General features: G+C 71.5%; 14 protein-coding genes. 9 read left to right on the forward strand and 5 right to left on the reverse strand.

Annotation, left to right across the window (positions count from 1 at the left end; translation table 11 throughout):
• Window positions 1-25: 25 nt before the first annotated feature.
• The 3 genes from DT019_RS21680 to DT019_RS21690 all read left to right on the forward strand — a co-directional run bounded on the left by DT019_RS21680 (window position 26) and on the right by DT019_RS21690 (window position 2,312).
• A complete protein-coding gene (locus DT019_RS21680) occupies window positions 26-1,168 on the forward strand; it encodes an FAD-dependent oxidoreductase (RefSeq protein WP_114038535.1) in 1,143 nt (380 codons plus the stop codon).
• Between the two features lie 65 nt (window positions 1,169-1,233).
• Window positions 1,234-1,971, forward strand: coding sequence for an alpha/beta fold hydrolase (locus DT019_RS21685; protein ID WP_114038536.1), 738 nt, complete (start codon window positions 1,234-1,236; stop codon window positions 1,969-1,971).
• A 113-nt stretch (window positions 1,972-2,084) separates the two neighbouring features.
• On the forward strand, window positions 2,085-2,312 hold the full coding sequence (locus DT019_RS21690) for a hypothetical protein (RefSeq protein ID WP_114038537.1): 228 nt from the start codon (window positions 2,085-2,087) through the stop codon (window positions 2,310-2,312).
• 174 nt (window positions 2,313-2,486) lie between these two features.
• On the opposite strand, the gene DT019_RS21695 is transcribed toward DT019_RS21690, so the two are convergent.
• Together DT019_RS21695 and DT019_RS21700 are read right to left on the reverse strand one after the other, a co-directional pair.
• Entirely contained in the window at window positions 2,487-3,221 is a 735-nt protein-coding gene (locus tag DT019_RS21695) for a class I SAM-dependent methyltransferase (RefSeq protein ID WP_114038538.1), read from the reverse strand.
• A gap of 99 nt (window positions 3,222-3,320) precedes the next feature.
• Window positions 3,321-4,172 (reverse strand): helix-turn-helix domain-containing protein, encoded by an 852-nt coding sequence (locus DT019_RS21700; RefSeq protein WP_223279698.1) that lies wholly within the window; start codon window positions 4,170-4,172, stop codon window positions 3,321-3,323.
• A 97-nt stretch (window positions 4,173-4,269) separates the two neighbouring features.
• Between DT019_RS21700 and DT019_RS21705 the strand changes: the two genes are divergently transcribed.
• From DT019_RS21705 to DT019_RS21720, 5 genes are all read left to right on the forward strand, one after another.
• Entirely contained in the window at window positions 4,270-5,706 is a 1,437-nt protein-coding gene (locus tag DT019_RS21705) for an amidase (RefSeq protein ID WP_114038539.1), read from the forward strand.
• A 271-nt stretch (window positions 5,707-5,977) separates the two neighbouring features.
• The gene (locus DT019_RS21710) at window positions 5,978-7,450 is read left to right on the forward strand and encodes a hypothetical protein (protein WP_223279699.1); all 1,473 of its coding nucleotides are present in this window, start codon (window positions 5,978-5,980) and stop codon (window positions 7,448-7,450) included.
• A complete protein-coding gene (locus tag DT019_RS40350; protein ID WP_223279700.1) occupies window positions 7,432-7,974 on the forward strand; it encodes a hypothetical protein in 543 nt (180 codons plus the stop codon). The genes DT019_RS21710 and DT019_RS40350 overlap by 19 nt, the downstream gene beginning before the upstream one ends.
• Window positions 7,974-9,488, forward strand: coding sequence for an ABC transporter substrate-binding protein (locus DT019_RS21715; protein ID WP_114038540.1), 1,515 nt, complete (start codon window positions 7,974-7,976; stop codon window positions 9,486-9,488). The genes DT019_RS40350 and DT019_RS21715 overlap by 1 nt, the downstream gene beginning before the upstream one ends.
• 136 nt (window positions 9,489-9,624) lie before the next feature.
• Complete coding sequence (locus tag DT019_RS21720) at window positions 9,625-10,122, forward strand: hypothetical protein (protein WP_114038541.1); 498 nt, start codon at window positions 9,625-9,627, stop codon at window positions 10,120-10,122.
• Between the two features lie 49 nt (window positions 10,123-10,171).
• Here the strand turns inward: DT019_RS21720 and uvrA are convergent, their stop codons facing one another.
• The 3 genes from uvrA to DT019_RS21735 all read right to left on the reverse strand — a co-directional run bounded on the left by uvrA (window position 10,172) and on the right by DT019_RS21735 (window position 17,459).
• On the reverse strand, window positions 10,172-12,640 hold the full coding sequence (gene uvrA / locus DT019_RS21725; RefSeq protein WP_114038542.1) for an excinuclease ABC subunit UvrA: 2,469 nt from the start codon (window positions 12,638-12,640) through the stop codon (window positions 10,172-10,174).
• Window positions 12,641-12,751: 111 nt separating this feature from the next.
• The gene (locus DT019_RS39695) at window positions 12,752-13,735 is read right to left on the reverse strand and encodes a hypothetical protein (protein WP_189389806.1); all 984 of its coding nucleotides are present in this window, start codon (window positions 13,733-13,735) and stop codon (window positions 12,752-12,754) included.
• Between the two features lie 301 nt (window positions 13,736-14,036).
• Complete coding sequence (locus DT019_RS21735; RefSeq protein WP_223279701.1) at window positions 14,037-17,459, reverse strand: S8 family peptidase; 3,423 nt, start codon at window positions 17,457-17,459, stop codon at window positions 14,037-14,039.
• A 291-nt stretch (window positions 17,460-17,750) separates the two neighbouring features.
• On the opposite strand from DT019_RS21735, the gene DT019_RS21740 reads away from it, so the two are divergent.
• The gene (locus DT019_RS21740) at window positions 17,751-21,638 is read left to right on the forward strand and encodes an NACHT and WD repeat domain-containing protein (protein WP_114038543.1); all 3,888 of its coding nucleotides are present in this window, start codon (window positions 17,751-17,753) and stop codon (window positions 21,636-21,638) included.
• The last annotated feature ends 157 nt before the right edge of the window (window positions 21,639-21,795 follow it).

Consider the following 21,795-nt stretch of genomic DNA (forward strand, 5'->3'; position numbering starts at 1 on the left):
TTCCGCTACTGCTCTCGGAGGCCCCATGAGCACCAACCATTTCCCGATCGCGATCGTCGGCGCAGGTCTTGGTGGCCTGACCGCCTCTCGCGTCCTGCACGTCAACGGCATTGAGTCGGCGGTCTTCGAGCTGGAGGCGTCGGCGGCGGTCCGTACGCAGGGCGGGATGCTCGACATCCACACGAACAACGGGCAGAAGGCGCTGCACGCCGCAGGCCTCCACGACGACTTCCTCAAGATCATCCATGAGGGTGGCCAGTCCATGCGCCTGCTCGGCTCGGACGGCACGGTACATCTGGCCGAGGAGGACGACGGCGCCGGCGACCGGCCGGAGGTGGACCGTGGCGACCTGCGGGACCTGCTGCTGGGTTCCCTGCCCGACGGCACGATCCACTGGGGACGGAAGGTCACCGGGGCCCGGGCGCTGGGCGACGGGCGGCACGAGGTGACGTTCGCCGACGGCTCGGCCATCACCGCCGATCTCCTGATCGGCGCGGACGGCGCCTGGTCCCGTATCAGGCCACTGGTCTCGGAGGCCTGGCCCGCCTACACCGGCATCTCCTTCGTCGAGACCGACCTGTTCGACGCCGACACCCGCCACCCGCGCAGCGCCACGCTCATCGGCGGCGGATTCTTCCTCGCCCTGGGGGACGAACGCGGTGTCCTTGCGCACCGGGAGAGCGATGGCAGTCTCCACGTCTACACGGCGCTCAAGATCGACGAGGGCTGGCTGGACACGGTCGACTTCACCGACCACGCAGCCGCCAAGGCCGCGGTCCTCGCCCACTTCAAGGGCTGGGACGAGGGCCTGCGCGCCCTGGTCGCCGACGCGGAGACGATCACCCCGCGCCGTATTCACGCCTTGCCTGTGGGGCATCGCTGGGACCGTGTCCCGGGCGTGACGCTGCTCGGTGACGCCGCTCACGTGATGTCCCCCTTCGCCGGGGAGGGCGCCAACCTCGCCATGTTCGACGGCGCCGAACTTGCCCTGGCCATCGCCGCACATCGCGGCGACACCGAAGCCGCCCTGGCCGCGTACGAGGAGGCCCTCTTCCCGCGCAGCGAGGCGTCCGCCGCCGAGTCCGCCGCCAACCTGGACACGATGTTCGGCACGGAGGGCCTGGAGCAGACGGTCGCGTTCTTCACCTCCGGCCCGGCAGCCGTGTAAGGCCCGGCGGCCACCGCTCCCCCGAATCTCCGAACCCACCCCCTCAGCCCCTTCGGGAGGAACCCATGACGACGCCCCATCGGCGCACCATCCCGCTACGCCCCGGCCTGGACCTCGAAGTGCGCGAGGTCGGCACGGGCAGCAGCCCGGTCCTCGTCCTGCACGGCGGCCCCGGCCCGTCCAGCATCGCGGCCCTGATCGACCACCTCGCACCGGATCACAGGGTGGTGGCGCCCACTCACCCGGGCTGGGACGCCACCCCGCGGCCCGACGATCTGGACTCCGTACCGGCACTCGCCGCCGCCTACCTGGATCTGCTCGGTCACCTCGGACTGAACGACGTGACGGTGATCGGTACGTCCTTCGGCGGCTGGGTCGCCACCCAGACCGTCCTGGACGACCGGGAGGGCCGGATCTCCCAGCTTGTCCTCATGGACGCCATCGGCCCCGTCATACCCGGCCAGCAGATCACCGTGCCCGCCGGTCCACCCGCTCCGGTGCCGCAGGGCGGACCGACCGAGCAGGCGATGGCCGCCCTGCGCGCCTACGCCGGACCGTCCATGGCGGACGCCGGCATGCTGCCGCGCCTTTCCACCGTCACCTGCCCGGTACTGGTGATCTGGGGCGCCGACGACGCGGTCGTCACCCCCGACTTCGGCCGCGCCTACGCCGCCGCGTTCCCCCACGCGCGATTCGAAGTCGTCCCCGGCGCAGGACACCTGCCCACCCGCGAGAACCCCGAGACGGTCTTCACCCATCTCGACTCCTTCCTCACCCAACGGGCCTCGGCCACCGACCAGTGAAACCCCGCTGTCCCGTTCCCCGCCCGCGGAAAATGCGGTCCCGCCGGGCCCGGCCGCGGAGAACTGGAGGTCGCGACTTGGCAAGCAATTCGAACATGCGCTCTAATTCGGGCATGGATCGCCCCGCCTTCCCCCACGACCTCCTGAAAGCCCAGACCACCTGGTACGTCACCTACAAGCAGCTCGCCGCCGGCCCGGCAGACGGCGCGGCAGTCCACCGCCGACAGCTGCTGCGACTGTCCCGGCTCATCGCCGCCCACCCGTACTGGCAGACGCCGGCAGGCACACCCGCCGCCCGGGTCGCCCTCAAGGAAGCCGCCCGCAGACTGGCCGGGGCGTGACACTCACGGCCCGCCAGGTGCCCGTCACGCGCGCCCGCGAGTGGATCGCCGCGCGCGGGGAGGCAGGCATCCTCCCCGCGCGAACCGTCCAGGGCCGCCAGGCTCTGGCTGGCTCCACGGTGCCGCAGAATGCCGGCGCCAACCCTGCCCCCGTGAACCCGTGCGGTCAGCGCATCAGCTCTCCTTGACCACGTGAAGCAGTGTGACGCCGAGGTGCGGACCGCCGTACCAGTACCCGGGACCGAGCCCGCGCAGGGTGCCCTGGCCGATGTGCGTGGCGTACTTCCTGGCCATGGGCCAGAAATCGGCGACGATCAGCCGGCCGCCCGGACGCAGCACCCGCATCGCCTCGTCCACCGCGCGGTACCGTCCCTCCGCCGACGGGATGTTGTGGATGGCCAGCGCACTCGTCACCACGTCGAAGGAGCCGTCCGCGAACGGCAACGCGGTCATGTCGGCCGTGCGGACGTCCACCCGGTCGGCGACCCCGGCCGCGGCGGCGTTGGCGAGCGTCATCTCGGGCCGGTTGCCACTCTGGTCCGTCCCGGACCACAGATCCACGCCCACGGCGTGGCCCTTCGGGAGCCTCTTGGCCGCCTCGATCAGCACCGCGCCTCGGCCGCACCCCATGTCCAGCAGCTGCTCGTCGCCTCTCAACCGGGCCCGGTCCAGCTCCCGTTGCCAGATCCGCAGCTTGCCGTGCAGTGTGGTGTGCAAGTAGATCCCGGTCTGGGCGATCATCACCGTCCCCGCGGTCAGCATGGTCTTCCGGCCTGCCCGCCGCCGGGCGCCTGCCAGGCAGCAGGCCGCGCCGACAGCGCCGAGCAGCGCCGGGAACGCTGGAGCGTCAACGCCGTACCGCGGCCGGTCAAGCCGCAGCAGTGGGGAGTCATTCCGGTCCTGGGTCATGCTCGCAGTGTCACCGGCCCGCCACCGGGCGTCTTGTAGAAATGTTCCCCGTGCCCGCTTCCCCGCCCGCACGCCCCGAAGCCGGGTCCGGGCCATCGGTCAGGACGTGGACAGGTATGCGGGGGCGTCCCACGCGACGTCGTCGACCGCGAGCCACGGCGCGATCCCGATGGCCGTGGGCGTCACCCCGGCGAAGGCCACCACATCCCGGTGGAGATGGGACTGGTCCACGTAGCCGATCTCCGCTGCCACCTGTGCGGCGCTGTGGCCCGCGGCCAGACGGTGAGCGGCGTGATCGAAACGGACGAGCTGGGCGGCACGCTTGGGTTGGAGCCCGATCTGGGCCCGGAACCGGGACCACAGGCGCTTGCGGCTCCAGCCGACCTCGGCCGCCAGCGCCTCGACCCGAACCCCTCCCAGGTTCGCCACCATCTGCCGCCACACGAAGGCGACTTCGGGCTCGACGGCTCGGCCTGCCTCGTATCGTCGCAGAAGAGCGGCCTCCGCCAGCGCGAACCGCTCCTCCCACGACCTCGCGTCGCGCAACTGGTCCTGCGTACGCGCTGCTTCGCGGCCCCACAGGTCGTCGAGCGAGACCACGGTGGCACCCAGCTCCGCACCGGCGCCCAGCACCGCATGCGCGACCGGCGGGGAAAGGCGCAACTGCAGGCACTCGACGTCCCGGCCGCGCCCTCGTACCCCGACGGACGCAAGCCCCAGGACGACGCTGCCGTTCTGCCGCCTACCGCTGACGTCATCGACGGCGAGCGGCGCGGCCCCGAGGTCGACGGCCACGGTAACAGCCGGGTACGGGACCACACCGAGGTCGATGGGGTCGGTGGTACGAGCGCGGAATCCGGCCATGCTCACACCCGGCAGCCGGCCGCTCCGCGACGGAGTGGCGATGTCCCACAACGCCGCTGCGTCGTGGGCCCGTTCGGCGGATCGCATACCGGCAAGCTACGCGACATTTTTCCAAGACGCGATGCCGAAGGCGCGAACACACTGACGGCTCCTGCCAGCTCAGCACCGAAGGGGATCGCCCGTCATGCACGCACCCATCGATCCGTTCACGCCAGCCGTCGAACTCGCCGCCGCCATCCGTCGCAAGGAGGTGAGTCCGGTCGAGGTGGCCGACTGCTTCCTCGACCGGATGGATGAGCTCGACCCCCGCCTGAACGCCTTCTGCCACCGCGCCGACGACGACGTCCGCAAGGCCGCCTCCGCCGCGGCCGACGCCGTGGTGCGGGCCACCTCACCCGAGGATCTCCCGCCGTTCCACGGCGTGCCGCTGCCGGTCAAGGACCTTGTCGACGTCGCCGGGTGGCCCACGACCCATGGGTCCGCCGGTGCCGGGCGGGCACCGGCCGACGCATCGGACCCGGTCGTACGACGCTTCGTGGACGCGGGCTTCGTCCTGCTCGGCAAGACCACCACCTCCGAGTTCGGCAGCCTGCCCTTCACCGAGAGCGAGGCCCTGGGCATCTCGCGCAGTCCGTGGAATCCGGACCGCACACCCGGCGGTTCGTCGAGCGGAGCGGGAGCCGCCGTCGCCGCCGGAATGGCGCCCATCGCCCACGCGGAGGACGGCGGCGGGTCGATCCGCATCCCCGCGTCGTGCAACGGCCTCGTCGGCCTCAAACCCACCCGCGGCCTGGTCACCAATGTCGTCGTGGAGGTGGAAGGCTTCGGCACCAGTGGAGTGCTCACCCACTCGGTGGCGGACACCGCCGCGGCACTCGACGTCCTGGCGCGCCACGACCCGGCCGCGTGGTGGTCGCCCCCGACTCCGCGCACCCCCTTCACCACCGCGCTGGAGAGGGACATGCCGACCGGGCTGCGGATCGGCGCGCTCATCGACTCCCCGGTCGACGGGATACGCGTGCACCCCGCGTGTATCGCAGCCGTCGACGTCGCCCTCCACACCCTCGAATCGGCCGGCCACCACCTGGTCGACACACCCCTTCCGCTGCCCCCGGCCGACGAGTTGGTCTCGGCGTTCACTGCCCTGTGGAACGTGGGCGGCGCCGGAATCGCGCTCGCGGAGCCCGACCGTATCGAGCCGCACAATCGCGCCTTGCGTGACGCGGCACGAGCGACCGACTCATGGACCTACGCGGAAAAGGTGAAGAAGACCGAGCAGTTGTCGCGTCGTATCGTCGAGGGCTTCGTCGCCGGGTTCGACCTCCTCGTCACGCCGACCATGGCCTGCCTCCCGCCGCTCATCGGCGCCTGGCGGGCGGGCACCGAAGACGATCCGCTGAGGGCACTGGTGAACAGCTATCCGATGGGGGTGTTCACGTCCGTGTTCAACGTGACCGGGCAGCCGGCCGTCTCCCTGCCCCTCCACCACGACGAGGCCACCGGCCTGCCCGTCGGCGTCCAGATCGTCGCCGCGCCCTGGCGGGAGGACCTCCTGCTCCAGGTGTCCCGCACCCTCGAACTCACCCACCCCTGGGCCGGTCGCCGTCCGCCCATCGGCTGAGTGGTCAACGCTCGGCCTTCGTCGAGGGCTGACCACGGAACGGGAGGTGTCACGGGCCCCTCCGCGCATGCTCGCGTCGGGTGGTTCAAGGCCAACTCCGTTGTCCAGCCGCGTAGTTGTTCAACCGTCTGGGCGGCGGGATGATCACTCCGGTTCGGCGCGGACGTCTGTCCCGTAATTCCGTGCGGGGGTTGCAACCCACGTGCGTCCCGGATGCATTGTCCCTTCGCTGGTGCCACAACGGGGTGGCGCCCATCCCCGGGGGGGGCCGATGCCGCAGGACTGGGCGGGTGAGTCCGAGCGAGACCGGTCGGTGCTGAGTTACACCGAGTCGCTGCTGCTGCCCGGAACGAGCGGCGGGGCCGACGAACACGTGCCCGTTACGCTGTTGCTCGGACCGCGGGGCAGTGGGAAGACGACTCTGCTGCGGGCGATCGGGCAGTGGGCCGCGGTCGGCGCGGTGGCCCGGCTCGACCTCGCCGAACTGGCCCGGCATGATCAGGGCCCGGTGGATGTGCTCAAGGCCGTGGCGTACGACCTCGAGCCCCGCAAGAAGCATGTGCCGCGCATCTCCCTGCCCGCCTTCCGGCTGATGTGCGCGGCGCTCGCGCTCGAACTCGACGGCCAGGACCGGGCCGTGGCCCGTCGTCAGCTGAGTCAGGAACTCGCCGGTCCGCCCTCCCACTGGCTGCCGCACGTCGTCCAGGTCGGGCAGACCGCCGGAACGCTCGCCGGGCTGCCGTCGCCGTTCATGGAGGTCTTCAGGGTTGTGCCGACCATCGAGCGGGTCCTGCGCCATGGTCAGGTGCTGCGCCGCCTGTCCAGGATCCGGCGGGCTTCGGCCGTCACCTCGGCCCTGGACATCCTGGTCGAGCTCAACCTCGCCTACCACTCCGCCTCGGCCGAGGACCGCGCCGTCACCGAACGCATCGTGTGCGGAGTCTTCCTCCAGGAACTGCGGCGCTCCTACGTCCGGAAGGACTGGGCGGTCCGCTGCCTGGTCCTCCTGGACAACGCCGACAACCCACTCGGCGGCGAGGTACTGCGCCTCCTGGTCCAGGAGCGACGCGGCTGCGACCGCGACCCGCTGGTGGTCCTCGCCATGGCGGGCAGCTACCCGCGGGCGCTCCAGGACGTCGACTTCGGATGGCAGTACGCCGCCGACGGCTACCCCGGGGCGTGGGGCGCCGGCACGGGCTTCGATCCGCAGGAGGTGACGGCAGGGCTGCGGGTGGGGCGGCTGCGCGACCTGACGCGGAGCGAGGTGGATCAGCAGGCCAAGGAGGTCTTCCAGTCGACGGCCGCTCCCCCGCCCCGGGGCAACGCCGGGGCGCGCTGGCTCGGTTGGGCGGTGTACGAGATCACACGGGGGCAGCCCGCGGCGACCGCCCGCCTCCTGGGAGCGCTGCACGGCTTCGAGCCCTCGGCGCCCTGGGAGGAACGGCTGCGCCGGGCGTTGCAGCCGTCGACCGAACTGGTCCGCGGCCTCCGCGACCGGCTGCTGCCCATCGACCCGCCCCAGGGTCTGCGTCCGGCACTGGCCAGGGCCGCGGCCGCGCCGGACCTGGCGCAGGCCGTGGTCGCCCACTGGTTGCAGAGCGAGACCGAGGCGGCGGCCCATCTGGGCCAGGAGTTCCGGGCGTTCGCCAGGGACCGGCTGCGCACCATGCACATCGACACCGGCGATCCTCTGGCCGACGGCCCCCGGGCACCCCGCACCCGCTGTTGCGCCGCCTGCTGCTGAACGCCCTGGAGGACCCAACCGCGCTGCACGCCGGGTTACGTGCGGAGGCAGCGACCAGAGGAGAGCCGGGGCTGGCCGCCTATCACGCGCTGGCCTGCGGTGATCTCGCCGCGGCCGCGGCCCACCTGGACACGATCTTCGAGCAGGACACCCCCGAGCAATGGTGCGCCGCACTGTGCAGGCTGCGCCGCGCGCCCCTGCCGTCCGAGCTCAGCGCTCCGGGCAGCGAGCCCTGGGAGCAGTACGAGGCTCTGGTGCGGCTCCTGCGCGAGGACACCGCGCCGCGGCTGCGTACGATCACCCGGCTCCTGGCGGCGAGTTGGATAGCGCCGGAGCCGGCCGACGACCCGGCCACGGACCGGGTGGGCGATCCCTACCGCGACCCGCTGGGCGACCCCTACGCCTCGCTCTTCGGGGAGGTCTACGCCCGGTTCCACACCCTCGCGGCCGCGCACACCGAGCGCGTCGCCTGGGCGAACGTGCTGCAGGACAAGGCCCAGCAGTACAAGGAGGAGCCCTGGTGATGAGCCGTGCGACGATCGATCTTCCCCGGCGCCCGAGCCACAGGGTCTTGTGGTCCGCGCTGGGCGCGGCGTGCGCGGTGCTGATCGCCGTCGTCCTCCTCCATGCCTTCGAGCCGGACACCGACTGCGCGCGGGGCGTCGCCAAGCGGGCCCGCGGCGAGTGCGTCGGAGTGAGCGACGGCTCGTTCGCCTTTCCCGCCCTTGGCGACATCAGCGGCCAGATCCTGGACGAGAACCGCAAAGTCGAGAAGTCCGGCGAGAAGTCCGTGACCATCGCCTACCTGGAATCCATGTCCGGCGGCACCGAGGACCGGGGCCCCGAAGGCACGCGGCATGCGGTCACCGGGGCCCACATTGCCCAGCTGGAGATCAACAGCGAGCGCGGCACCCTGCCGAGGGTGCGGCTGCTCCTGGCCAACACCGGGCGCGACGACGCGTACGCCGACGAGGTGGTCGAGCAACTCCTCAAGATGAAGGACGAGCAGCATCTGGTCGCCGTCGCCGGGATAGGGCAGAGCAACGCCCGCACACTGGCCGCGGTCGACAAGCTGCGCACCGCCGGCATGCCGATCGTGGGCGCGACGGTGGCCGGGGACGAGATGAGGTCCAAGGCGCCCGGCTTCTTCCGGGTGTCCTTCCCCGCCGATGCCCAGGCCTCCGCCGCGGCCCGCTACTTCAAGGAACAGCAGGACAAGCACCCCGGATACCGGCTGCAGGTCGTCAAGGACAACAAGGCTGGCGACATCTACAACGCCTCCCTGTACACCGGGTTCATGGCGGCCGCCCAGCGTGTCGGGCTCAAGGTCGAGACGGTGGTCCCCTTCACCTCCGGCGCGGCGCAGGGCGGGGGCAACGCGCTGCGGGTGGTCGCGGAGAAGATCTGCGTCACCGGAGCCACCCCGGACGCCGTCTACTTCGCCGCGCGGGGGCGGGAGCTGCGCAGCTTCATCGAGGCGGCGGGTGAGAACCGGCGTAGCTGTCCCGTGCGTGTGCTCTCCGGATCCAGCGCGGTCGGCCTGTACTTCGACACGAGCCGAGCCTCCGGCACGGCCGAACTCGCGGAGCTGGCCCGCCGCTGGAACGCCAGCGGCCTCAAGGCGTACTACACGGCGTACGCCCACCCCGACGCCCCCGCGCAGATGTACGGCGGCCAGGAGCGGGGCCCGTTCTCCGACTTCCAGCGCCGCTTCCTCGAACTGCGCAGCGGGAGCGCGGGGGCACTCACCAACGGGCAGGCCATGGTGGGGCACGACGCCGTCTACACGATCGGCACAGCCGCCCGCCGAGCGATGGACACCTACGGCACGGACAAGGTCACTCCCAGCACGGTCCTCGATCTGCTCGGTCAGACCAACGGCACCTACAAGGTGCGCGGTGTCAGCGGGGAAATCGCTTTCGCGCCGGACACCGGCGAGCCGTCCGACCGGTCGATGGCCCTGGTCGAGCTGGGGCCGCCCACGGCGCGCGGCGACGAGGGCAACCAGTACCGCTTCGTCGGCGCCCTCAAGCCCTGAGGCTCTCCGCCCCCTCCCCGACACCCGTGCCACTGTGCCCTGCAAGGCAGGATGGACCTCGTAGGCCTCGGGGGGCCCGATGTTTTCTTGGCGACTCGCGCCGACGGGTTCCTACGAAAACGGTTGAGGGGGATGCGTGCCTGGTGAGCGGCTCGACGCGGAGTGGGTCCGGTCCTGGTGGGAGCAGGCCGACGCGATGCTGACGCGGCTGATGCAGTCTTTTCTCCCGACACACGGCTTCCCGCCCGGCGACAACACGGGGCTGCTCGCAACCGAGGACACCCATGCGGCGACAAGCGCGCTCGTGGACCTGACCCCGATTCCCTCCGACCTGACCACGCTCTACTGGGTGATCAGCGAGGCTTCCCTGCCCGACGTCGACAGCGGGTACTTCATCCACTCCCCTGCGATGGCGGCGGGTCACTTCCGCGATTACGGCCCCGCTCCCATTGACGGTGAATTCATCGCCCTGGTCTTCGCCAGCGACGGCGGGGGCCATCTGTTCGCGATCGGAGACAGCGGACAAGTCTGGAAGTCCACCACGCCCTCCTGGTTCGACGACTTCGAGGTCGCCGCGCCCAGTTTGCAGGAGTTCCTCGACCAGCTCGCTCGGCGGATCGCGAGCCAGCCCTGATCATCGGCCGAGGAACGGCCCCGCTCCCCTGCCTCGGAAGCTGTCGGGTTCAGGAACGCGCAAGCCGGGCCGCGAGATAGGGCGCGGTCGCGCTGCGGCGGGACTTCGCCACCTTGACCGGCGGGCCCGCCACGACCACCCGGCCGCCCGCGTCGCCACCGCCCGGCCCGAGGTCGATGACCCAGTCGGCGGTGGCGATCGTGTCCAGGTCGTGCTCGACGAGTACGACCGTGTTGCCCGCGTCGACGAGCCGGTGCAACTGCCGCAGCAGCAGTGCGATGTCCGAGGTATGCAACCCCGCCGTCGGCTCGTCGAGCAGGTAGAGGGCGTGCCCGCGGCGAGCCCGTTGCAGTTCGGTGGCCAGCTTGATGCGTTGCGCCTCACCGCCGCTGAGTTCCGTCGCCGGCTGGCCAAGACGCAGGTACCCCAGTCCCACCTCGCGCAGCGTCTCCAGGCTGCGCGAGGCGGCCGGGACGCCGGACAGGAACTCGGCGGCGGCATCGACGGAGAGCGCCAGCACATCCGCGATGTTCTTGCCCCGATGGGTGACTTCCAGCGTCTCGGCGTTGTACCGAGCACCATGGCAGTCCGGGCACGGCGCGTACGTGCCGGGCAGGAACAGCAGTTCCACCGCGACGAAGCCTTCGCCCTGGCAGGTCTCGCACCGTCCTTCGGGGACGTTGAAGGAGAACCGTCCGGCCCCATAGCCGCGCACCCTGGCCTCGTCCGTCGCCGCGTACAGCTTGCGCACCGCGTCGAACATGCCGGTGTACGTGGCCAGGTTCGACCGTGGGGTGCGGCCGATGGGGCGCTGGTCGACCAGGACCAGCCGGTCGAACGACTCGACGCCCGACGCCTCCTGGACGTCGACCTCCAGCAGCGCCTCGTCGGGCCCCTCGGGTACGAGCCCGAGGTGGCCGCGGACGACCTCGGCGAGCACCTGCGTCACCAGCGTCGACTTTCCGGAGCCGGACACGCCCGTCACCGCCGTCATCACGCACAGCGGCACCTCGACGGAGACGTCGCGCAGATTGTGGCGGGAGACGCCGCGCAGACGCAGCCAACCGTGCGGGGTGCGCGGGCGGTGGTCGAGCGGCTCGGCGCGCCCGAACAGGTACCGGCTCGTGGCCGACTCCCCGATCCGCTCAAGACCGGCGACCGGGCCGCTGTACAGCACGCGTCCGCCGCCCTCCCCCGCGCCGGGACCGATGTCGACCACCCAGTCCGCCCGCCGTACGACGTCCATGTCGTGCTCCACGACGAACAGCGAGTTGCCCGCCGCCTTGAGGCGGTCCAGGACGTCGAGCAGCGGTTCGGCGTCCGCCGGGTGGAGGCCCGCGGAGGGCTCGTCGAGGACGTAGACGACGCCGAACAACCCCGAGCGCAGCTGCGTGGCGATCCGCAGGCGCTGCGCCTCGCCGGGTGACAGGGACGTCGAGCGGCGCCCGAGGCTGAGATATCCAAGGCCGAGATCGAGCAGTACGTTGACGCGAGCGACGAGATCGCCGCAGATCCGGACCGCGACCTCGGTCGTCTCACCGGACCGGGCGGTCGCCGTGGTGGCGCCGGCCTCGGACCGTCTCGCGACGGGCCGCAGCAGCGGGACCACCTCGGTGAACGGCATGGCATTGATCTCGGCGATGGAACATCCGGCGAAGGTCACGGCGAGCGCCTCCGGCCGCAGTCCGCTGCCGTGACACTCGGGGCAGGGCACGCTCCGCACGAACCGGAGCGCCCGTTCGCGCATCCTCTCGCTCTTGGAGTCCGCCAGGACGTGCATGACGTGCTTGCGGGCGCTCCAGAACGTGCCCTGGTAGCCGTAGTCGATGCGGCCCTCCTCCGGCTCGATGTACACGGAGGGCTGCTCGTCCGTGTACAGCAGCCAGTCGCGGTCCTTCTTCCTGAGCCTGCGCCACGGCCGGTCGACATCGATGCCCAGGCCGCTCACGATGCTGCGCAGGTTGGCGCCCTGCCAGGCGCCCGGCCACGCCGCGATGGCGCCCTCGCGGATGCTCAGCGAGGGGTCCGGGACCAGCAGGTCCTCGGCCACGTCGTGCACCACGCCAAGGCCGTGGCACTCCGCGCAGGCCCCGGCCGCGGTGTTCGGTGAGAACGACTCGGCCTCCAGCCGGGCGGCCCCGGGCGGGTACGTGCCGGCGCGGGAGTACAGCATGCGCAGCAGATTGGACAGCGTGGTGATCGTCCCGACCGTCGAGCGCGAGCTGGGTGACCCGCGCCGCTGCTGCAGGGCCACGGCGGGCGGCAGCCCCGTGATCTCCTGGACGTGCGGCGCACCGACCTGCTGCAACAGCCTCCGGGCGTACGGTGCCACGGACTCGAAGTAGCGGCGCTGGGCTTCCGCGTACAGCGTGCCGAACGCGAGCGAGGACTTGCCCGAACCGGAAACGCCGGTGAAGGCGACCATCGCGTCCCGTGGCACGTCGACATCGACGTTCCGCAGATTGTTCTCACTGGCACCGCGCACGTGCACGAAAGGGTCGCTCGCTTCCTTGGTCACCCTTCCTGCCTACCTGATCACACCGGGAACCGCGCGCCACGCTCCGCCACCGGGCGCTGCCCACCGCGGACGGCCACCCGACCCCGCGGTTCGAGGCCGGCCGAAGCCCGCTCACTCCAGCTCGAAACGCGGGCCCTGGGGTGCGGCGGCAGCCGCTGGAGCGGCGACGGCGAGCACCGGGGCCTTTCGGTGGTTCTCCCAGACCTCGTCCGGCTCCGACTCCGTCTCGCTGTCGCTGTCGTCCGCCACCTTGATGTGCGGCCCCTTCCGGGCAACCTTCCGCTCCTCGTTGAACTGCTTGATGGCGTCCTGGAGCAGGTTCGGGTTCTCCAGAAGCGGCAGTCTCAGTCCCGGGGCATCGAGGCCGGTGGCGGCCTTGTACAGGCCGCGGGCGAAGCTGGTGCAGTTGTAGGTAGCCAAGTTGTAGTCCCGATTGGCCCGCGCGTACTCCCGGACCTTCTGGGCCTGCCCTTCGGTGAGACCGACGGGGTCCAGCTTCGCGGTCGCCTCGGACGGCTGGTCGTAGTTCGTTCTCACCTCACCGCGCACGGTCTTGAGCGCACCGGCCGCGTTGATCCTCTGCGCCGGGAAGAACCCGTACGTGGTGCAGTGCGCCTTGCGGCCCGGCTCCTTTTTGTACAGCGCGACCCAGGCGTGGCCGAAGCCTCCCCCGGAGAATTCGGTTCGGTGGGTCCTGCTGGTCTTGCTCACCTGGATCTGCAGCAGGTACTGGGGCTCGTTCGGCAGCTCGGTTTCCGCCTGTCCGGAAGGGGCCAGGGCTTCGACGGGCCCGGCCGCGGCCGGCGCGGCCATCCGCTCGGCCGACTCCTCCTGCGGTACTCGTTGAAGAACAGCAGCCCGCTTGCGCTGCACCTGCCGTATCTGCGCGGAGTCCGTCCGGGCCTCCCCCGCCCGCTCCGGCGTCCAGCGATGGCCCGCCTGACGGAGCATCTGCACGACGGCCGCATTGCCCGCCCCCGCCTGAAGAGAAGGAAGCCCCACCGGCATGGGGTGGGCTGGGGCCTGCGCCCGCGCCGGCGCGAGGCCGGGCTGCCGCCTGGTGTCGTTGGTACGGCTGTGCTCGTTGGCGTGCATGCGAGCCCTTCAGGAGGTGGCGGCACGGGCAGAGTGCAGGATGCCGGTGCCCGTCCGTCGGCCGCGCAGGCCTCCGGCGAGCAGCACCCCAGGCATGGAAAGGATCTCATCCCTCGCCAACGTTGTACTAGCGCCGCCCCATGCCCGCGCTCTGGGGGCGTTAGCCCGGCGGCGAGCGGACGGGCCCATACGGGCCCCATGCTGCACGCCCGCTCGCGCCGGGCGTCGTACCCGTCGGGAACACATGTGCTGGAAAGCGTCCTTGAACGCTTTCCAGCACATCGCGGTCATGCCGGGATCGTCACTTGCCGTAGTACGCGTTGTGAATCGTCAGCGTCGAGCGGTTGCCCTGTTTGTCCGTGACATCGGCGAGGAACGAGATGCCCTTGTCCTTCGCCGGGTTCTTCACGGTGATCCTGCCGTTCTCGACCTTCACGAGCTGCCAGGTCTTCCCGTCGTCGTAGCTGACGGACACGGTGAGCGATCCGAGATTCCGGCCCGCCGCCGCGCCCTGCACGGTGACGGGGACCTGGACCGACTTGCCCGCGGGGGCGCGCGAGGCGAGGTCGACGGGAACCGCGAAGCGGACCGTGGACACCGGCAGAGCCGTGGTCGCGGTGACCTGCTGGGAGCGGAACGTGAAGCTGGTGTCGACGCGGGTGGTGGCCGCGGCGACCTTCGCCGAACGCTCGACGGAGGTCGTCAGCCGGTACTCGGCGTCGGCCGCGTCGACGTGGAAGGGCTCCTGGCCGCTCAACGGGTCGTTGTTCTCGCCCACCTTGACCCCGTCGCGGTACAGCACCGACGTGGCCGACGTGTACGTCGTGAAGCCCGTATGCCCCGTGCCGTCGGCGAACAGCGGCAGGGAGCCGACGAGCTGCTGTTCGCCCGTGGCCGGGTCGGGGGCGGTGCGGAAGACGCCCGCCTTCGCGCCCAGGAGCGGGCCGAAGACGCCGGTGTTGAAGGTCTCCTGGTACGTCCTGCCCGTCTCGTAGCGCTTCGGCTCAGGCATCTCGTAGGCCCCGTCGAAGGCGGGATAGCCTCCCCGGCCCGGCTCGCCCAGCTGGTTGAGCCTGGTCAGCCAGGTGACGCCGTCGGCCGTGGAGACGTACAGGGTGCGCGTACCCGGCGCCGGCTGCGGCGCCGAGTACCCGGTGCCTTCCGGCGCGCCCGGCAGATGCGAGAACGGAGAGACAAGGGCGGTCTTGCCGGGAGCGGAAGCGCCGATGGCGACCTTGACTGTCGCCAGCTCGTCCGCCTTCACGTGCTTGGTGTAGCCGGTGGCGGCCTTCTGCGTCCTGCCGCCGAAGGCCACCGAGTACTGGGAGGTGGCGTCCTTGAGGAAGTGCGCGTCCCAGGTCTGCAGGAGCGAGCCGTCGGTGACGGCCGGACCCATGTGGGCGGTCCGGAAGTTGGTGAACCCTCTCAGGACCCAGCCGTTGCCGACGTTGCCGATCTCGGTCGCGCGCTCGTAGTAAGTCCCGGCGTAGTCGGCCGTGTTGAGGCCGGGCACGGTGATGTCCACCGGCTTGGTGGTGCGCGCGTCGGCGGTCACCGTGGTGTCGCCGGAGACGTCCAGCTTGGGCTGGGCGATCCAGTCGGTGCCCTTCGTGAGGTCCGACGGGTCCTGGTAGACGGCCGCGTTGAACGTGTACGAGCCCTTGGGCACGCGGATCTTGTGGGTACCGGGCTCGTTGGCGATGCGGGCCTGGAAGCCCTTGCCCAAGCCGGACACGCCGATCAGGGTGCTGGTGAAGTTCCGCGCGTCCGAGCCGTCGCGGTCGATGGTCCTCAGGGTCAGGTCGTAGGACTCCGCCTCGCGCACGGCCACCGCGGCCGTGCGAACGGACTGGCCTGCTCCCACGGCGGTGACATAGCCCGAGTAGGTGCCGTCGGCGCCGCCGATCCTGGTGTCGGCGGTCAGATCGACCTCGGCCCTGCCGCCGGCGGGCACGGTCACCTTGGTGGCACCGAGCGCGAAGAACCCCGCCGGGGCCTGCCTGCCCGCCGGGTCCAGGGCCGACACCGCCAGGTCAAGGGTGACGTCGCTGGTCCCGAGGTTGCGGTAGCCGACCTTTTTGGTGAGGGGCTGGTCGTCGGTGTGCGGCCACTGCGCCGTGCCGAAGCTCAGCGAGACCGGATCGGCGATCACGCTCTGGCTCAGCGCCTTGTCGACCTGGATACGACCGGAGCCCTGTTGGAAGGCAGTGTAGTCGCCGCCCTTGGCGGACGCGGTCAACGCGCCCTTGAGCTCGGTGGACTTCCAGTCCGGGTGCTGCTGCTTCAGGATCGCCGCCGCGCCCGCCACGTGCGGGGTGGCCATGGAGGTGCCGTCGATCTGCAGATAGCCGGGGGCCGGGTGCGGTGTACCGGGGCGGGTGTCGATCGCGCTGCCGGTGGCGGCGGCCGCGGTGATGGCGACGCCGGGCGCGGTCACATCCGGCTTCACCGCGCCGTCGCCGGCGCGGGGGCCGGTGCTGGAGAAGGGCGCCAGCCTGTCGTTCTTGTCGACGGCCCCGACGGTCAGCGCGGCGTCTGCGCTGCCCGGCGAGTCCAGCGTGGAGCCACCCCCCTCGCCTTCGTTGCCCGCCGCGACGGCGAACAGGATCCCCTTCTCGGCGGACAGCTTGTTGACCATCTCCTCCATCGGGTCCACGCCGGGTGAATCCGGGCTGCCGAGGCTGAGGTTGACCACGTCCGCGCCCTCGGCGGCGGCCCACTCCATGCCCGCGATGATGCTGGAGTCGTCCCCGTTGCCCTGGTCGTTCAGCACCTTGCCGCTGATGACCTTGGCGCCGGGAGCGACGCCCTTGTACGTCCCGCCCGACTTGGCGCCCGTACCGGCGGCGATCGAGGCCACGTGCGTGCCGTGTCCGACGTGGTCCGCGGTGTCGGGGGACGCGGAGAAGTTCTTTTCGGCGACGACCTGGGTCTTCAGGTCGTCATGGGTGGTGTCGACGCCGGTGTCGAGGACGGCGATCTTGATGCCCTTGCCGTCGAACCCGGCCTCCCACGCCTTGTCGGCGCCGATCTGCTTGACGCTGCGGTCCAGGCTCGCCGTGCGCACCCCGTCCAACCACACCTTGCTGATGCCGGAGGCGGTGGCGCGCACGCCGCTCTTCTGCGGGCTGGTCAGCGTCTCCCACACCCTGGCCACGTCGTCCTGCGACGTATGGATGGCGTCGGCGTTGAGGGTGGGCAACGTGCGCCGCACCTGCGTGTCACCGGCCGAGCGCACCACGGCCCGCGCGGCTCCGGCAGCACCCGCGTCGTACTGCACGATCAGGTTGAGTCCGTCGCCCTGGCTCCGGCGCAGCAGCGGGTTGGTCAACTCCTTCACGTCGAAGAGCCGCTGGTCCACCTTCCCCGCGGCGATCAGGCGCTGCGCGTCGCCGGGCACCAGCAGGGTGTGGCCCTGGAACCGCTGGACCTGTACGGGGATGCGTTCACGGCCCTTCGCGGGCTCGAAGCGCACCACCTGCCCCGTGGCCCCCACCACCACGTGGTCACCCGTGATGAGCTCGATCCGCCGCATGCCCTGTGCGAGGTCGGCGATCGGCGCACCCGGGGTGGCCGATGGGGCAGAGGGCCGCGCAGCGGCGGTGGTCACGGCCGGCGCGACCAGGCCCGTGACGAGAGCCACCGACAGGGTGGCCGTGATGGTGAGCAGGGCACGGGGTGCGGCCCCGGTGCTGCATTGGAGATTGCGTATGCGTCTGGACAACTGCGTTCCTCCTGGGGGTGGTGTGCGCCGGTACACGCCTCGCGGGCCCCGCACGGGTCCTGCGAAGCGCGGCGCGGCGCCACCGGGGCACACCCGCGCCCAAGGGGGAGGGGGCGGCCGTCCGGCGACACCGTGGCGCTGACGAGCAGCAGTTCACCGGGTCGGGAGTTGTTCAGCAGCCCCCTTCCGAACGGCTGAACAACTGAGACGCATGTGGCCGATGGGGCTCTTGTGGCGTGGAAGTGGTGGTTCCTACGCTGGCCGGGGCTTGATCGACTGGGTGGGAGCGGTGTGGGCAGACCAGAGAAGGAACTCGATCCCGCGGCGGGGCCCGTCCAGAGGTTCGCCCACGAACTGCGCACCCTGCGCCGGGAGGCCGGCACGCCGGTGTACCGGGAAATGGCCTCGCGGGCCGGCTACTCGGTGACGGCCCTCTCCCAGGCCGCTGCCGGGGACCGGTTGCCGACCCTGCCCGTCGCGCTGGCATTCGTCGCCCAGTGCGGCGGCGACCGCGAGCAGTGGACCCGGCTGTGGCAGCGGGCCGAGGCGGAACACCTCGCGCGGCTCGTCGCCCGCACGCACGACGAGGGCACCGCCCCGTATCGGGGCCTGGCCCGCTTCGAACCCGAGGACGAGGCCGTCTTCTTCGGCCGCGGCCATCTCACCGACGCGCTGACCGAACTGGTGGCCGCGCACCGCTTCAGCGTCGTCCTGGGCCCCTCGGGCAGCGGCAAGTCCTCGCTGCTGCGCGCCGGCCTCGTCCCGCGACTGCGCCGCTCCTGGGCGCCGCTGCCCCGAGCCGCCGCGCTGCGCATCCTCACACCGGGCGCACACCCGATGCGCACCCACGGCCACCTCCTGGAACCAGCTCCCGAGCCGGGCGAAACCTGGCTGATCGTGGACCAGTTCGAGGAGTTGTTCACCCTGTGCGCCGACACCCGCGAGCGCGAGGAATTCCTCACCCACCTGCTGGCCGCGCGCCGACCGGACAGCCGGCTGCGCGTGGTGGTGGGCGTACGCGCCGACTTCCACGCGCACTGCCTCGCCCACGCCGACCTCGCCGCGGCCATCGGTGAAGCCGTCCTGCGCGTGAGCCCCCTCACCGCCAAGGAACTGCGCGAGGCGATCGTCAAGCCCGCCGCCGCCTCCGGACTTGTCGTGGAACGCGCGCTGACCAATCGTCTGGTGGAAGAGGTCGCCAGCGAACCCGCCAGCCTTCCCCTGCTCTCCCACGCCCTGCGCGAGACGTGGCGACGACGACGCGGCCGCGCCCTGACCCTGGCCGCCCACTACGCCGCCGGCGGGCTGCACGGCGCCATCGCCCAAACCGCCGAAGACCTCTACGCCGAGCTCACTCCCGCCCAGGAGCGGGCCGCCCGCCGCATCCTGCTCGGCCTGGTCGCCCCCGGCGACGGCGCGCCCGACACCCGTCGGCCCGTTCAGCGCGCCCATGTCCTGCACACCGGATCCCCCGCCGACACCCGCACCGTCCTGGACAAGCTCGCCCGGGCCCGTCTGATCACGCTGGACCACGACACCGTCGACCTGACCCACGAGGCCCTCATCACCGCCTGGCCCCGACTGCGCGGCTGGATCGATGACAACCGCGAACAGTTGCGCCGCCATCGGCGCCTCACCCAGGCCAGCCACCACTGGCACACCCGCCGCCGCGACCACGCGGCCCTGCTGCGCGGCGGCGAACTCGCCGAGGCCGAGCAGGCGTTCGGCGGCGGCGGACTGCTGGACCTGACGCCCTCGGAGCGCGCATTCCTGCGCGCCAGCAGCGCGGCCCGCACCCGTACCCGCTGGGCCCGCCGGGCGGTGACCTCCGTCCTGTCCGTCCTCGTCGTCCTCACGGTCCTGGCCGGGTCAAGCGCCTGGCAGCAGGACCTGATCGGCCAACGCGAACGTGGCAAGGCCCAGGAGCAGCGCCAGGAGGCGGCCGCCCGCCGGCTGTCCGCGCTGGCCCAGAACACCCGGGCCCAGGACCCGACGCTCGCCATGCGCCTGAACCTGGCCGCCTGGTCCCTCAAACCGACGACGGAAACACGTTCAGGGCTGCTCACGGCCTCCGCGCAGCAGGAGTCGGACACCTACGACGTGCCCGACGGGAACGCACCCTCGCAGCGCAACCCCGTGGTCCTCAGCCAGGACGGCCGCACCGCCGTCACCTCCGACGCGACCGGTCTCCGCGCCTGGAACGTCCTCACCCGCCAGCCCGTCGGACCCCAAATCCCCCTCGACCCCAAGACCACGAACCTCATCCACGGCTTCTCGCCGGACGGCCGCAGAGCCGTGCTCGACCAGGATGTCGCCGGGCCTGCGGGAGGCGACCGTACGTGGGACCTGACGACCGGCCGGCCGGTCGACGAGCACCTCCAAGCGCTCAGACAGGTCCTCGGCTACACGCCCGACGGCGGCTTCATCGTGGACACGACGAGCGCTCCCCATGTCCCGCAGAACACCATCGCGCTGCGGGACCCGCGCACCGGCCGCACCCTCTTCGAACGCCCCGTCGTGCGCCACCCGCAGTGGACGGTGAGCCCCGACAACCAGCTCATGGCCCTGTGCACCGAGGGACTTGGGGAAGAACCCGGTACGGACCGCGACCTGCCCCTGCAGATCTGGGACGTCACCGGCCACCGCGGGCAGCCCACGATCCTGCCCGGAGGCTGCGGGGCGAAATCCCTCCAGTTCACCGGGGACGGCAAGTCCCTCATGACGCTCAACACCGACGGCTTGCACTTCTGGGACCCGGTGACCGGCAAGGAGCGCGCACAGATCCGCCAGCCAGGGCTGATCGAAGCGACCGCCGCCGGCGACGGGCAGTTCGTCGTCGCGGCCGACGCCCGCGAGATCCGTATGTGGCGGCTTGCCACACCCGACCAGCCCGTCTTCCGCCACCCCCTGAACAACGAGGTGCCCAGGCAACTACGCATCGACCCGGCCGCGGGTGTCATCCGCTACGTGACCGAGCGCCGCCGCCTGGACTATGTCGTCCGCAGCCTGTCCTTCGGCCCCGCGATGGGCAGCGACTGGAATCAGGATCCCGCCGTCCGGGGCGCCTTCAGCCAGGACGGCAGCGTCCTCGCCTTCGAACGACGCACAGGCGACACCTTCTACACCGAGGCCTACCGCGTCGCGGACGGCCGCCGCCTGGCCCGCACAGCGGGCCTGCTCTGCCCGGAACAACGCCCCACCGGGGACGACACCTTCAACACCTGCCACACCCTGTTCGCCCTCAGCCCGGACGGCCGCACCCTCGCGCACGCCCGGACCTCGACGGTTTCAGACGACGAGGAGAAGGACTACCGGGTCCCGACCCTGTGGAACGTCCACACCGATGAGCCCCTGCCCACCCCGCGCGACCCCAAGCCGCCCTACGCCGCCCGATTGCCGATGACGGGGCTGGCCTTCACCGGCGACGGGCGCCGCTTGCTCATCACACGCGACAGCATGGACACCGCCGACACCTGGGATCTGGCCCTGGGACGGCGTCTTGCCCCAGACGGCCAGACCGAAGAGCACCACTCGGCGCCCCGCTCCCCCTACGCACTGTCCGAACAGCCGCCCGCCCAGGCAGTCCGCCCCGACGGCGCGCTGCTCGCCACACCCCAGCGCACCTACACACTGCCCTCCGGGCGGATCGCCCCCGGCTCCCGCACCGCGGACGCGACCGGTGTGCCCGCCTTCAGTCCGGACAGCCGGTTCCTGGCCGTCGGCGACGGCACCGGCGCGGTGACCCTGTGGGACGGCGACGGCACCCACGAGCGCGGCATCCTCGCAGCTCCCCGGAGCGTCTCCCGCGCGGGCAGCGCCGACGCCGTCACCGCCCTGGCCTTCTCTCCCGACGCCACGCTGCTGGCCGTCGCCACGAACAGTGGCACCGTCCAGCTCTGGGATCTTCCCTCCGGCCAGCCCCTCGGCTCTGCGCTGCCGACCTCCGGCGACCGGGTCGTGGCCGTCGCCTTCAGTCCCGACGGCCGCACCCTGCGCAGCGTGGGCGAGCACGGCGGTGTCCTCGCCCACCCCGTGGACACGCGGCGTCTGACGGCATGGGTGTGCAAGCGGGCGGGTGGCGGCCTGACACGGAAGGAGTGGGAGACCTATCTGCCGGGCGTGACCTACCGCGAGACATGCGGCGAGGTTCCAGGAGACGCCCGCACCGCCTCCCCATGAAATCCTCCTCAAAGAGGGCCGGAGGAAGAAGCCCCGCCCGGCGCCACCGCTCGACCGCTCTCCCGCCGCGGCGGACAACGACGCCGAGCAGGCAGGCGGCACCGGCATCGCTTCGGGCACCGCTGGTCCCCGCCGACGTCGACAGGAACCAGCGGCA

This window comes from Streptomyces sp. SDr-06 (genome assembly GCF_003324565.1).
In the GTDB taxonomy this organism is placed as follows: Bacteria; Actinomycetota; Actinomycetes; order Streptomycetales; family Streptomycetaceae; genus Streptomyces.